Origin of the sequence: Flavobacterium sp. FlaQc-30 (assembly GCF_044005885.1) — a bacterium.
Classification (GTDB): Bacteria; Bacteroidota; Bacteroidia; order Flavobacteriales; family Flavobacteriaceae; genus Flavobacterium.
On record NZ_JBIPCO010000009.1, the window covers coordinates 83456 to 98512 of the forward strand.

A 15057-nucleotide genomic window follows, 5' to 3' on the forward strand; every position below is an offset into this window, starting at 1 on the left:
GGAAACAGGATCGACTCCTGAAAAAACTTATTTTTATTTAAAAAATATTAAAAAGACATTTACATGAATATAGCACCTAACATATTGAATGCTGTAAACGAATGGTTGACGCCAACATTTGACAAAGAAACGCAAGCAGCTGTTAAAGAATTATTGACTACTTCGCCAAAAGAACTTGAAGAAAGCTTTTATAAAAATCTAGAATTTGGAACTGGCGGAATGCGCGGTGTCATGGGTGTTGGAAATAACCGAATCAACAAATATACACTTGGAAAAAACACTCAAGGTCTTTCTGATTATCTTCATGAAGTTTTTCCAAATCAGCCTTTAAAAGTAGTTATCGCTTACGATTGTCGTCATAACAGTAACACTTTAGCAAAAGTGGTTGCCGATGTTTTCTCTGCAAACGGAATTCAGGTTTATTTGTTTTCTGATATGCGTCCAACTCCTGAATTGTCTTTTGCTCTTAAATATTTAGGTTGTCAATGCGGAATCGTTCTTACTGCTTCACACAATCCTCCTGAGTATAACGGATATAAAGTGTATTGGGAAGATGGCGGACAAATTGTTCCTCCGCAAGACGCTGCTATTATTAATGTGATCGAAAATTTAAGCTACGATAAAATTAAGTTCAATGCAAACGAGAGCTTAATTCAATATATCGATACTGAAATTGACAAAGCATTTGTAAAATCTTCAATTGAAAATGCAAGTTTTAATACTCCGGCTGAAGCCAAAGACAATTTACATATTGTATTTACTTCATTGCACGGAACTTCTATAAAATCTGTTCCAGATACTTTGTCACAAGCTGGATATACAAACGTGCACATTGTTCCTGAACAAGCTGAACCAAATGGTGATTTCCCAACAGTAAAATCTCCAAACCCAGAAGAACCAGAAGCTTTAACAATGGCTTTGGCTTTGGCAGATAAAACTAATTCAGATATTGTTATTGGAACAGATCCTGATTGTGATCGTCTAGGAGTTGCTGTAAGAAACAATGATGGTAAAATGATTTTACTTAACGGAAATCAAACCATGATTTTAATGACTTCTTTCTTATTGAAACAATGGAAAAAAGCAGGTAAACTTAACGGAAAACAATTTATAGGCTCAACAATTGTTTCAACCCCAATGATGATGGAGCTGGCTACAAGTTATGGCGTAGAATGTAAAGTTGGCTTAACAGGATTTAAATGGATTGCTAAAATGATCAAAGATTTTCCTGAGCTTCAGTTTATTGGAGGCGGTGAAGAAAGCTTTGGTTTTATGGTTGGCGACGCAGTTAGAGACAAAGACGCTGTTGCTGCTACCTTATTAATATGTGAAGTTGCTGCTCAGGCAAAAGCTGCCGGAAGCTCTGTTTATAAAGAACTTTTACAACTTTATGTTGAAAATGGTTTTTACAAAGAATATTTAGTTTCATTGACCAAAAAAGGCATGGAAGGCTTAGAAGAAATTAATCAAATGATGATTAATCTACGCCAAAATCCTCTAAAAGAAGTAAACGGTCAACGTGTAATTATGGTTGAAGACTATCAATCATCGACTGCATTGAACTTATTGACAAACGAAGAATCTTCAATGGATATTCCGAAATCAAACGTATTGATTTATTATACTGAAGACGGCTCTAAAATTTGCGCAAGACCAAGTGGAACGGAGCCAAAAATCAAGTTTTACATCAGTGTAAATGCCGAATTAGAATCTGTACTAGATTTTGATGCCGCAGAAAGTTTCTTAGACGGAAAAATTCAAAACATCATTGCAGATATGCAATTGAAATAAATATAATGAGTGCCAAACTGGAAACAAATGATAAACTTGAGCTATTAGATTCAATAATTGGACTAATAGATCAGACTCGTCATTTTGTTGCCAAAACAGTAAATCAGGAATTAACGCTCTTATATTGGAAGATTGGCAGAAGCATCAATGATGAAATTCTAAAAAACGATCGCGCTGATTATGGCAAAAAAACAATTCAAAGCTTAAGCTTAGAATTATCAAAAAGATACGGAACAGGATTTAGCAAAAGAAACATACACAGCTTCATCAAGCTAAACTCTGTTTTTCAAGACTTTACAATTGTGCAGACACTGTCTGCACAATTGAGCTGGTCGCACTTATACTCAATACTAAATATTGAAAGCGACATAAAACGTGAGTTCTACATTCAGATGAGTATTCACGAACGCTGGAGTGTACGAATCTTACAAGAACGCATTGACAGCATGCTTTTTGAAAGAACCGCCATCAGCAAAAAACCAGAAGAAACAATCCTTAACGATCTCGAGTTATTAAAAACTGAAAAACAAATTAGTCCTGATTTAACTTTTCGAGATCCTTACTTTTTAGACTTCTTAGGTCTTCACGACACTTATTCGGAGAAAGATTTAGAAAGTTCAATCTTAGCCCAATTACAAAATTTCATTACTGAAATGGGAAGCGAATTTGCTTTTCTTGCCCGCCAAAAACGAATCACTATAGATGACGAAGATTTTTATATTGATCTTCTATTTTATCATCGCGGCTTAAGACGTTTGGTCGCAATTGACTTAAAACTAGGAAAATTCAAAGCTTCATATAAAGGTCAAATGGAGTTATACCTTCGCTGGTTGGAGAAAAACGAACAAAAAGAAGGAGAAAACAAACCAATTGGATTAATTTTATGCAGTGAAAAATCTCCAGAACAAATTAATTATTTAATGCTTGACAACGATGACCAAATCAAAGTTTCGGCATATTTAACCCAATTACCTGAAAAAAAATTATTGCTCGAAAAACTCGAAAGAGCCATCGCTATAGCAGAAAACAATATCCATAAAAATGAGTAATTTCAAAAAAATAGTTCCTTTTATATATCCATATAAAAAATATGCCTTCTTAAACATTTTCTTTAATGTTTTGTATGCGCTTTTCAGTACACTTTCGTTTGTTGCTTTAATACCGATGCTTCAGGTGTTATTTGACAAAACAAAAGCAAACAATGTAAAACCCGTATTTAAAGGAATTTTACAGCTTAAAGAATATGGAGAAGACTATTTAAGCTACTATATTACCACAACAAAAGGAACTCACGAATCTGGTTATGTTCTATCTATTATGGTTGCTATAATCATCTCGATCTTTTTATTAAAAAATTTAGCCGATTATCTAGCGATGTTTTTTATCAATTTTTTGAGAAATGGTGTTTTAAAAGACATGAGAAATGCTTTGTACAAAAAAACACTAGAACTTCCTTTGGCTTTTTATTCTGAAAAAAGAAAAGGAGATGTAATTTCAAGAATTTCTGCAGATGTAAACGAAGTTCAAAACTCATTTTTAGCAATCTTAGAGCTTATCGTAAAAGAACCTTTAACTATTATTTTTACGATAGCTACCATGCTTATCATCAGTGCCAAACTGACTTTGTTTGTTTTTATTTTTATTCCAGTTTCAGGATATATTATTTCTTTGATTGGGAAACAGCTTAAAAAACAATCCACAAAAGCTCAAGAAGAACAAGGAAGATTTCTATCTACTATCGAAGAAACAATTGGCGGATTAAAAGTAGTAAAGGGATACAATTCTGAAAATTACTTTAATACCGTTTTTCAAAATTCAACAGAACGTTTTTTCAATTTATCAAACAGTATTGGAAACCGTCAGAACTTAGCTTCTCCTGCGAGTGAGTTTATGGGGATTACTGTTATTGCCATTTTACTTTGGTACGGCGGACAGATGGTTTTAATTGATAAAACTTTAGAAGGCGCCGCTTTTATCGCTTACATGGGATTGGCTTATAACATTCTAACTCCTGCAAAAGCCATTTCTAAAGCTTCTTATGGAGTAAAAAGAGGAAATGCTGCAGCAGAACGTGTTCTTGAAATTTTGGAACAAGAAAACACTATTGTTTCTAAAGAAAATGCAATTGAAAAATCGACTTTTGATAATAATATCGACATTCAAAACATCAACTTTAAATACGAAGAAGAAACGGTTTTAAAAGACTTTTCTCTTCAAATTAAAAAAGGACAAACTGTTGCACTTGTTGGTCAATCTGGAAGTGGAAAAAGTACTATTGCAAACTTACTAACTCGTTTTTATGATGTAAACGACGGAACAATTTCTATTGACGGCATCAACATTAAGGATATGAATCTGCAATCGCTTCGCAGCTTAATGGGACTAGTTACACAAGACAGCATTTTATTTAATGATACTATTAAGGCCAATATTTCATTAGGGAAACTAGACGCTACTGATGATGAAATAATCGAAGCTTTGAAAATCGCAAATGCATATGAGTTTGTAAAAGATCTTCCGCAGGGAATTTATACCAACATCGGAGACAGCGGAAATAAGCTTTCTGGCGGGCAAAAACAACGCTTATCGATTGCAAGAGCAGTATTAAAAAATCCGCCGATTATGATTTTGGACGAAGCAACTTCTGCATTAGATACTGAAAGCGAAAAATTTGTTCAGATCGCTTTAGAAAACATGATGCAAAACAGAACTTCTATTGTAATTGCCCACCGTCTTTCGACAATTCAAAAAGCAGATATAATCGTAGTAATGCAAAAAGGCAAAATTGTTGAGCAAGGAACACATGATGAACTAATTGCTCACAACGGAACCTACAATAAACTGGTAACTATGCAGTCTTTCGAGTCTTAAGCACAAAACCAAGACTTAACAAATAAACGAACACAGATTAAAGAATTATTAAACCTGATTTTAATTTCTTTAATCTGTGTTTATTTTTATAACTTTAGGTTAGTTAAAGAATAAACTTTTTAACGCTTCTTAAAAATGTATATTAACAACCCTAATATCAAACTGCCAAATGATCCTAATACGATTGTTTGGAAATATCTTGATTTATCTAAATTTCTAGACCTATTACTTTCGAAGAAGTTATTTATGTCTCGTTCTGACAAATTCGAAGATCAATACGAAGGCACTTTCAGTGAACCTACTTACGAAGAGATAAAAAAGCTTGCAGTTGACAATCCTGATTTCCTAAGTTACTACAAAACGCATCGAGAAAAAGTTGCGATCAGCAGCTGGCACATAAATGAATACGAATCGTTTGCAATGTGGCAGATTTTTACTCAAAACAGCGAAGGATTAGCCATTCAGTCTACAATTGGAAGATTACAGAAAGCTTTAAAACCAGAAAACAATTTCGACCAATATATAGGCGAAGTAAATTACATCGATTACAAAAGAGAATACATTCCGTTTGATGATTTATTCTTTCCGTTTTTATTCAAAAGAAAAAGCTTTCAATACGAACGCGAGGTCCGAATTATTACCGATACTTCCAAAAGCAATCTCAAAATAAACGATGGTTTAAGAATCAATGTTGACCTTAAATACCTTATCGAAAAAATTTATATACACCCTAAATCAGAGAACTGGTATAAAAAACTTGTAATTGATTTAGTTCATAAACTAGATCATGATTTTGACATAGAAAAATCTGATTTGGAAAGTGATATTTTAATTTGAGTTTTTTGGGCACAGGCTTAGCAAATTAGAAACCATGATTAATAATAACGCTAAGAAATCGAATATTTTTAAACGACTATATATATCTAAATATTCCTTACATCTTGACATTTTTTTTAAATTCTTCATCAATCATAATTTTAGGCAAACTAGAATAAAATAAGAAACAAGCATTAAATAAATGATAAAAAACAGCTGTAAATACCAATCTTAAATTTGAATTTCCCAATTCCTTATATCCAAAATATTGATCAAAAATTCCTGTTAGAGAAAAACAAATAGTTGCTATAATAACCCAAACAAATACAACTCCCATAAGTTTCAACAATGCATTTTCTCTATTTTTTCCAATTGCAAATGCAATGCTAAAAATTTCTATCAGAATTGCTATGCCATATATTAGCAACTCAAAATAGTCGAATTTCAAGTTGTCGTAAATAAATAACATAAAAAAAAGACAAAAAACAGGAAGCAGTATTTTCTGCAATAAGAAATCTACAAAATTTAAATTTCTATTTTTTCTCTTTTTTGTTATGTTAACAATTATTACTACAGTCGATAAAATTAAGAGTGTCGAAAAAAGTATTAATGTAAAATTTGAAATTAATTTATTATCTAATTTATTAAGCATAAATGCCTCCAAATAAACAAAAGATAAATAAATACTATTTACTATTGAGAATATAGAAACTATATAAGTTGCTCTTTTTATTCCCATGTTATTACTTCTCCTGAAAAACATGTAATTTTAATAAAAAGCACTAAAAGCATTCCTAATAAAGTCACTATAAAAAACCAAAATACCAAATAACAACCTTTAGGGCTTTTTACTTTTAAATCACTATTTGGCAAAGAAGGTGCTTTTTTCACTACCAAACCTTTAATTCATTACTATTATACGGCATATAGAGTATTGTACATCTAATTGATCCATCAACACCTGTTTCAGTTTCAAACTCTACATTTAGTATCTCTTCTCGATCTTTTTTACGTCTTAATATTACTAATTTGTTATCTGCACTAAAAGTCATTTCATAATCTTCAATCGGGTATACTTTTCTGTTTTTAACATCTTTTCTAATAGGTTTTATATCACTGTTTTCGATTTTATCTTCAATTAATATTTCTTTTTTTGTAAAATATAAATAAGACATTGTTTTTAAATCACTACGCTCGATTTCTTTAAGAAAAGATAAGCCATCGCCATTTACTAATAATTCTCTCAATTGCTTGTACTTTTTTACTACTTTTTCTTCTATATCTGGAACTTTAGATAAATCTTGAGCCGTGTCTAAATCTTTGCTAAAATCCCAAGGAACAATAGCTTCAAATGGTATTTTAAGCTCCAAATAAGGTGATTTTTTACTCCCAATATTTTCTGGTAACTCTACGTGTGATAAATTTGTATACGTATCTACACCATCATTTTTGTCTTTTGCATATTTTAATTTAATATCTAAATCAGCATTATCTGCAATAAATTCCTGTCCCTCTTTAGGATAGATCTGTATTTTCACAATTTGATTACCCGATTTCAGAATGTAATCATTCAAAAACAAAGGAGTACTTGCTCCATCATTATCAAAAAAAGTGATCCAATGTGGTATATCGTTACAAGAAACTAATACTCTGCAATTATTTTTATTTACTTGTAATATATACAAAGGTTTTGTGTCAAATTTTTCTATCTTATCATACATTTTATCTTGATAAGCGATAATCTCTTTTTCCATTTCTTTTTGAGCGCAAGAAAATAAAAAAGTAAAAGATAAAACAATGCTAAATACTCTTTTCATATCTAACGTATTATCTCTAAAGGAGCCCCAGATCTTGGGCGATGTAAATAAATTGGATAAAAATTATAATTGTCTTCAGTTTCTCCAATAATTACAGATTCCCCTCTAAATTCATTATCAATTCTAACCAATGCTACTACTTTTCCATTACCATAAAAAAACATTTTATAATGTTCTATTGACAACATCGTTTGAACTGTATCAATTTCTTTTAAAAGAGAATTTAATATTTTTTGAGTATCATCTTTACTTTTAAAATAATTTGCTTCTGATTTTTCAAATTCCTTTTTATAAATTTTACCCGAAAGTTGATCAATATCCTTACTTGTATAATTATCTCTAAAATCATTATAAAATTGAACAACTTCTGATTCTAATTTATTTTTGTCTTCTTTAACTAAAGAAACAGATTCCGACCATCCTTTTAATTCATATGGTAATGATTGAATGTAGAACTCTTTTTTTATTTCTATAAATGGAGTATGAGGATCTATTGTAGAGTTATTCGTTTCATAATTTATTGCAGTTTGATAATCTTTTATTTTTTGGATTTTAGGATCTCCATAAATGATATTTACCTTCAAATTTGAAGAATTTGAAATACTTGAATTTAAGATGTCCTTTTCATTACTTGCAGGATAAATTCTTATCGTTAACTCTTGTTTACCTGACTTTAAAAGATATTCATTTATTTGAAAACTAAAACTTTCTCCAGCTTTATCTTTGCCATTCAAATTTTTATAAATAGGAATATCATTAATTAATATTTCTGTTGAACATGATAAGTAATTTATATTAAAGAACACTATTGCTTTCTTTATATTATCTTGATTCATAACATCTTCTTTTTTGATTTCCTTTTGAGCACAAGAAATAAAAAAAGAAAAAAAAGCGATCAAAATTATTCCGTATTTCATACTCTTAACGTATTACTTCCAAAGAACCACCTGCTTTTGGACGATGGAGGAGCAAAGAATAAACATAGAAATCTTCATCTGTTAGCCCTAAAAAAGCTGACTCTCCAAAAAATTCTCCATCTGTTCTTATTAAGCCCACTACCTTTCCATTACCATAAAACACTAATTTATAATTTTCTAATTTTAAATCTTGTTCTTTGTTTACATCTTTATTTATTTCTGAAATTAATTTATCCGAATCTTCTTTTTTATATGAATATAGAGATTGTGCATTTTCGAACTGCCTATTATAATATTTCTTTTCAATACTTTCTGTTTTTTTATTTTTATAATCATCCATTATTTCTTTATAAAAATTCACAACTTCTTTTTCTAAAGATTCCCTGTCTTGTTTTGTCAAATCTATACTATTGCTCCAACCTGTTAACCTGTATGGAACCTCAGCTTCAAAAGGAATAATATTCTGCTTAAATGTTTTATTTTGTTCATCATTTGAAAGCTTTTTATTGAAAACAATAGTTTCTTTTTTATTTTCTGTTCTGTTTATTTTGATATTTAAAGTATAATCGCTACTAAGTAAATTATTTAAGTGATAATTTTCATTTATTGTTGGTAAAATCAAAATTTTCAATTCATGTTTCCCACTTTCTAATATAAAATTATTTATTGGTATTGATAACGACTTCATACTACCCTCGTCGTAATCTTCATAAATTGGCATGTCATCTAATGTAACAACATAGGAGCAATTATTACTATGCAGAAACAGCCAGTACTCAGGTCTTTCATTGTAAATTTCTAGTTTTTTATATAAAGTATTTAAGCTAAAATCTGTCATGTTTTGATTATTATTTTTTTGTGAACAACTTAAGTTTGTGATTAATATTAATGTTAGCATTATTATTTTTTTCATGATTGTAATGTTTTATTTAAATATATTTTATTTGTTGAAAAAGTATGCGCTAACATTGTTATTTCTCCTGATACCTTTCCTCCCAATTTAACCATATTTTCTCTCCTTTTCCGTTCCTTTTTTGCAAGTTCTATACTCCCTTCAGCTTTAAAAGAAAATTTAATTCCTTCAAAAACTAAATCTTTTTTAATATATATACCATTATTATCAATACCGTATAAATCTTCTATTCCTAAGCCAATCGAAGCCCCTGTACTCAGATCTCTTTTTGCTAAAATTTCAAATTTCCCTAATTTCATACTATTATTAAGTTTTAGCTCCAATATAATTTCAGCTTTTATTCCACTTTTCCCTTTTACATTAAAATCCTTAAAACCAGCTAAACAATTAAGTTGTAAATTTACAGTAGAGTCAATCTGTCCAGATACTATAAAATCGCAAGTAACGGCACTTGGATCGTCTGCCAAAATATATATTAAACCATCAACCGCTTTTAAAACAGCGTACGCTATAGGGTGCCTGCGGCACAAAAGTTCTAAAATGTCCCATTTTATAGAAACACCAATTAATGGTGCCGTTTTTAATATTAAATCTACGCCCAAGCCTTGCCTTCCTGCAAATTCAGGATATTGTTTAGCATCAATTTCCTGAAAATACCACGAACCCGCACAGGATATTTTAGGATATAACATTTCGTACTTAACAGGCTTTCTGTTAAACTTAGCCATTAATCCATCTATGTCTTTTTCTTCTCCTGGAGTAAACTCTTTTTTATCATAATCCCCATCTATAATACCAATTGCTTTCCCAATTAATATACCTATAGGTCTTATCTGTTCGTAGAATTGTTTTACAAACTCATCCGTCAGCTCATTTTTTACAGCACCGCCATAATGCTGCTCTTCCAGAGATATTTTTATGTTTTTTACAATCTCAATTATCTGTTTAAATTTAGTTCCTTTATCTACAGGAGCAGCAGGTAAATCTCTCCGTTTTAGATCATATTTTTCTGAAAAATATTTTTCGGCTCTGTCTTTGGTTTCTTTACGTGATTTATTTTTTTCAAAATAGTCATCTTCTTTTTCCTGAGCACGGTCTTGATAGGTTTTTAGAGGAGCAAACGTTCCTCCTTTTTTATTTAATTTTTCAATATCATCTTTGGTAACATTAAACCCAAATTTCAAAGTCCATTTAATATCAGGATAGATCGCAATATGAATATTTTGCTGTAACGCACATGTGGCTGCAAAAGCATTGATCCTGTTTATTTTGTCTGCACTTAAATCATGAAGCCAAATATACCGTACTGCCTTTATAAATGTGGTTACAGCATTAGCATCCTGCGGAATATCATAATTATAAAACGCATCAAATTCTATTTGCTTTTGTCTAACAGTAACAATACCTTTTTCTACAGGAATAATTTCGTTCTGTTTCGTTTTCATCCCCATTATTGAGGAGTCGCGAGTAGATTCTGTTTTTATTAATTTCTTTTCTTCCTTTTTTATTTTATGCTCAGCCTTAGAACTGGAATCAATTTTTACCTCATAATCTTTAGGAACACTAATTAATGTAAGTTCTTCGTTAATGTGTTTAACAGGTTTTTGTTCACACTCTTTAGTTTCAAAATCAAAATCCAATAAATAGGTTTCTTTTTTTCCTACTACTATCTCTACAGGAATAGTTTTTAATTCTCTATGTGCATTTTTTGCTGAATCAAAAAGCACAACAGATCCCGACTTATCTTGTTTTTTCAATTCGATTTTATCGTACCTGCAATGGTTGTAGTGCGCCACATTTGTTTCTATTGTTGCAATTAATACTGGTTTATTACTTACCTGCTGAACAGAAGTAATTACTTCTTTGTAACTAACTACATCTAAAGGAACGCCTTCAAACTCCTTAAAATAAACATCCGTTTCTAGAGATTTTATAGCTGGGAATATACTCAAAATAGTACCGTTGTGCATGTCCCAGGCTTCCTCAATTACTATTTCGATCTCTATTTTTTGTGTGTAATATTCTTGCTCTGCAACATTATTCTGTCCTTCTTTTGTCAACAAACCAGAAACCCCTTTTTTACCTATGTCTCTTTTATTGAGTTTTCGAATATTTACTTGCCTCTCAAAAGCTGGCGCTTCTGAAAATGCTTTATTTTTTGGAGAAACTAACGAATTCTTATCTGTTAACTTTATTTCCAGTTCCTGTCCGTACAATGCTGTGGTATAGATATGCAAAATTACTTTTGAATTAAAACCTATTTTTTGTGTTATAGGGTTACGTTCAATATCTGTCCATTCTATCCTCGCTATTTCTGGTATTCCATAAGCTTGTACACAAAGCCCATAAGGTGTCTGTCCTACAGGCCCTTCATTTTCATGAAATGCTTCAATCCACGATACTCCTCCTCCTATTAGAAATTTTGGAAATAAAACACTTTGTTTACCCGTATTTTTTATTTGATAAATCCCTTTGCTAAAGGAATCATTATGAGAAAGGTTATTAGGAATTATTTTTTTACCTGCCAGCTGCCAGCACCAGTTTACATCATTATATTTTTCTTTATACTTTTGGACTTGAGCTTCTAATTTTGAATACTCTTGTATATCCTGCTCATATTCTTCTTTTAATTTTTTTTGACCCCAGCCTTTTTTTTCGTTTGCTTCCCACTTATCTATAGCAAAATTCTTTGCAGCTTCTTTCTTTTTTTCTAACTCTTTTATCTTTTTTTCGTCTTCCTGATACTCCTTAATTGTTACGGAAAAATAACCCGCATTAGACAAAACAATACTTGCCAAAGCAGCATTATAAGTCTGTCCTTTTTCTAATACTGGAATTAGATGCAATTTATTATCACTCATGATAGTTAGATATTAGGTATTTGTAATTTATCAATTTCATCAATGCTTAAATTTATTGCAGGATTAATAATCTTAATTACTTCGGGACTAACGTTCTTAATATTCTGTTCGGTAATCTCGCAAATCTGCCCATGATTAATAATTTCTATACAAGGACTCCCTGCAACTGCGCAAGTTGCTTTACTATTTTCTAATAAGGGTTTACCGCCATTGTCCTGCAAAGTCACTTTATCATGAACACCTTCCCACTTTGTTACCGATGGTTTGCAAGGATTATTGTTCATTTTTGCACAGCTTCCAAAAGTATTTTTTTCAAATGTCTGACCTATATCTTTATCTGTTGACGTTAGTTTTGATTCTCCTTTTGAATCATTTATAAAACGTTTGGTTTGTGTTTTTACTTTCAAAGTATCAGGTGCTGTACCAAACTGACATTTACAAATTGCCCCTTGACATACTAAATGTATTTTGCTCATTTTACATAATTTTAGATAATAAAAATATCCTTGTATAAAAAAAACAGATCATTCTATCATTATCAGCATGCCGTCTTTTTCAGCTACAACAGTTTGTCCTGCATCTACTATAGATAAACGTCCGCCGTCTTTACAATACAATGTCGATTGTGATGTAATATAGCTTTCTTCATCAGTCTTGAAATACGCCGGGTCTCTCCATTTTTCATCAAGAGCTTTAAACACACACGCCCTTTGATGCAGGGTGCAAAAAAGAAAATTAGAAATATCTAAATTACTTTCCAGTATAGGATTCTTGTCATCAATTGTACATCCGTTATAATCTGCTTTTAAAAATGCCGATTCAATACTGCCATATTCACATTTTATTCGAGCACTCTCTACTACTATAAAACCATTCATTTTTTTACTTTTTTTTTAAAAAAAATTCGCAATTAAATCTTTTACTCCTGATAAATTATCTTCCCCAAAACCCTTCCCAAAATCCTGGCTCTTTAATTTCTTTTTCATTAATAATTTCCAAATTCCAATCTATTTGTCCTGATACTGGATTTAAAATTTCTGTTTTTTGCTTTTTGTTGTTTATTGCATAAGTTTCAAACTCAATGGTAGAAATTGTTTTATTACTTAATCTTGAATTTATAAAACCACTAACAGAAAATATGGTTTTGTTATCCTGATGTAATTTGTATTGAAAATCCAAATTCTTATCAATTCCATCTTCCAATTTTCCCCTCTCAAATTCTTCCTTTCGCAAATCAATTTCTTTAAGATCCCCCACGTCTTTGTCAGATTCATCAAATGGATCTAAGCCTTTATTAAAATTTATTCTGGAGACAATTTCTTTACGTCTTACACAAATTTTTGATGTAGCGGTTTGAAACTCATCAATACTTTGAAAAGTTTGCGTTTGAAAGCCAAAGCTGGTAAATGATAAATCTGAAGAATGATTTTGATATATCGGTGCAAAAAATATTTGAAAAAAAGGGTGTTCTTCAAAGCTTCGTCTTAATAAAGATTCTGAGCCAATACTTTTTTCGAAAGAATATATTAATCGTTGTATTACGTTTCCTCCTTTGTAGTATTTTAGTATAGCAGGCTTGAGATCTTTCCATCTTCTATGGATATCTTCTACATTAAGTATGCTGTGTATTGCTCCTCTGTCAGTCAAGCACAATACAATAGGATATAATACTTTAGAAATTTCACTTGCAAATTCCTCAATAACCAAATTAGGTTCTTTATCATTTATATATACTTGATTGACTTGAAGTTTTACAATAAAATGATTATCCTGTTCTCTTAAAAACTCAACTTTCGAAGTAAAATGAACTTTGTTTTTTAATTGATTATTCTGTCTAAACTGAATAATAGTTCCATACTCTTGTGTATAATTCTCAATCCAAGCTAACCGAAGGAGATTTTCAGAATTAGAAAATACTTTTTTAAGCGCTTTTTGCTCAGAAAGTTTAGAATCTACATAAGAATTTAGATCAGAAAGCAAAATATATTCTACAAATCTTATTGGCAAACCAAATTCTACCAGATCGGATATTTCACAATGCTGATTATGAAATGCTCTTACATCTTTTACAGGAATTCCAATTTTATTGGCTATTTTTTCAATTGTGTCTCCTCGCTGTACTTTGTACTTTTTAAAACTAATCATCTTGATAAAATATAGAAAATCAAATATAATCTTTTTCTTATGATAAATAATTAAAATATTCGTATATTTCTTATATTTAATAAATTAGATTTTCCCTTTCTACAAAAAAAAAGCAGAGTTTGCTTTCACAAACTCTGCTTTTTTTTAAAGTAGAATGTTTTTTTAAATAGGCTTATAACTCTTCACTTCCCATTTTTTCGAAGTCAAATCGATATAATTGTAATGCAAAACATCGTTTTTATCAAACTGCCCGTTTTGGTTCGTGTCCTCGATAGTTCTAAAATACAAACGGTTTTTAGATTCGATCAAATTCCAGTCTACCAATTCTTGCAAGTCAGCAGAAACTTTTGTGAAGTTTTCCCCGCTGATATCACTTAAATACAACGTTTTAATATCGCTTGTATCAATTTTACCATCTTTGTTAGTATCTGAATCTGTTAAAGTATAAACCATAACTTTATTCTGCGTTTTGTCTGCAACCGTTTTCAAATAAGTAGCGGTTAAAATTAAAACCGGTTTATCTGAAAGCGGACGAATTGAATCTGAATCTACTTTTTGAAATTTTAAATTCTGAAGATATCCCGTAATTTCATATTCTCCCAAATTAGAGATTGTAAAGCTTATATCATTCACGCTCGAAGAACCGTAACGTGCTTTTGACCCCTTTTCAAAAACCCTTAAATCACCAACAGGATGAATTAAATAATTCGTTCCTTCCATCTGAATAGGCAAATCTGCAATTTCAATTTGTGTCGAATCACTCTTTGCGACAGCTCCAACTTTATTTGAACCATCATAAATTACTTTTGGCTTTTGCTGTACTTCATCTTTACAACTCATTAATGTACCGATGATTATTAAGGCTATATATTTTAAGGAATTTTTCATGCTTGCAAATTATATTAGAATATCAAATATAGTATTTT

General features: G+C 30.7%; 13 protein-coding genes. 4 read left to right on the top strand and 9 right to left on the bottom strand.

The genetic code is table 11. The features are described from left to right. Positions 1–63 precede the first annotated feature (63 nt). The 4 genes from ACHRV0_RS18750 (at position 64) to ACHRV0_RS18765 (ending at position 5499) form a co-directional block, all read left to right on the top strand. Entirely contained in the window at positions 64–1791 is a 1728-nt protein-coding gene (locus ACHRV0_RS18750) for a phospho-sugar mutase (RefSeq protein ID WP_395442040.1), read from the top strand. A 5-nt stretch (positions 1792–1796) separates the two neighbouring features. Next, a complete protein-coding gene (locus tag ACHRV0_RS18755) occupies positions 1797–2840 on the top strand; it encodes a YhcG family protein (protein ID WP_395442041.1) in 1044 nt (347 codons plus the stop codon). Continuing rightward, complete coding sequence (locus ACHRV0_RS18760; RefSeq protein WP_089054151.1) at positions 2833–4662, top strand: ABC transporter ATP-binding protein; 1830 nt, start codon at positions 2833–2835, stop codon at positions 4660–4662. The genes ACHRV0_RS18755 and ACHRV0_RS18760 overlap by 8 nt, the downstream gene beginning before the upstream one ends. A 135-nt stretch (positions 4663–4797) precedes the next feature. Beyond that, positions 4798–5499, top strand: a complete 702-nt coding sequence (locus ACHRV0_RS18765) for a DUF2971 domain-containing protein (RefSeq protein WP_395442044.1) — start codon at positions 4798–4800, stop codon at positions 5497–5499. A gap of 97 nt (positions 5500–5596) precedes the next feature. Here the strand turns inward: ACHRV0_RS18765 and ACHRV0_RS18770 are convergent, their stop codons facing one another. The 9 genes from ACHRV0_RS18770 to ACHRV0_RS18810 all read right to left on the bottom strand — a co-directional run bounded on the left by ACHRV0_RS18770 (position 5597) and on the right by ACHRV0_RS18810 (position 15019). Beyond that, positions 5597–6217 (bottom strand): hypothetical protein, encoded by a 621-nt coding sequence (locus tag ACHRV0_RS18770; RefSeq protein ID WP_395442046.1) that lies wholly within the window; start codon positions 6215–6217, stop codon positions 5597–5599. A gap of 151 nt (positions 6218–6368) precedes the next feature. Next, the gene (locus ACHRV0_RS18775; RefSeq protein WP_395442048.1) at positions 6369–7295 is read right to left on the bottom strand and encodes a hypothetical protein; all 927 of its coding nucleotides are present in this window, start codon (positions 7293–7295) and stop codon (positions 6369–6371) included. Between the two features lie 2 nt (positions 7296–7297). Next, positions 7298–8212, bottom strand: coding sequence for a hypothetical protein (locus tag ACHRV0_RS18780; RefSeq protein ID WP_395442049.1), 915 nt, complete (start codon positions 8210–8212; stop codon positions 7298–7300). Between the two features lie 4 nt (positions 8213–8216). After that, positions 8217–9125 (bottom strand): hypothetical protein, encoded by a 909-nt coding sequence (locus ACHRV0_RS18785; RefSeq protein WP_395442051.1) that lies wholly within the window; start codon positions 9123–9125, stop codon positions 8217–8219. Continuing rightward, the gene (locus ACHRV0_RS18790) at positions 9122–11986 is read right to left on the bottom strand and encodes a hypothetical protein (RefSeq protein ID WP_395442053.1); all 2865 of its coding nucleotides are present in this window, start codon (positions 11984–11986) and stop codon (positions 9122–9124) included. The genes ACHRV0_RS18785 and ACHRV0_RS18790 overlap by 4 nt, the downstream gene beginning before the upstream one ends. A gap of 5 nt (positions 11987–11991) precedes the next feature. Next, positions 11992–12462: a DUF4280 domain-containing protein gene (locus tag ACHRV0_RS18795; protein WP_395442055.1), complete on the bottom strand. Its 471-nt coding sequence runs from the start codon at positions 12460–12462 to the stop codon at positions 11992–11994. A gap of 48 nt (positions 12463–12510) precedes the next feature. Further along, positions 12511–12864: a PAAR-like protein gene (locus ACHRV0_RS18800; protein WP_395442057.1), complete on the bottom strand. Its 354-nt coding sequence runs from the start codon at positions 12862–12864 to the stop codon at positions 12511–12513. 55 nt (positions 12865–12919) lie between these two features. Further along, a complete protein-coding gene (locus ACHRV0_RS18805; RefSeq protein WP_395442059.1) occupies positions 12920–14131 on the bottom strand; it encodes a LysM peptidoglycan-binding domain-containing protein in 1212 nt (403 codons plus the stop codon). Positions 14132–14293: 162 nt separating this feature from the next. Beyond that, the gene (locus ACHRV0_RS18810; protein ID WP_395442061.1) at positions 14294–15019 is read right to left on the bottom strand and encodes a hypothetical protein; all 726 of its coding nucleotides are present in this window, start codon (positions 15017–15019) and stop codon (positions 14294–14296) included. Between the last annotated feature and the right edge of the window lie 38 nt (positions 15020–15057).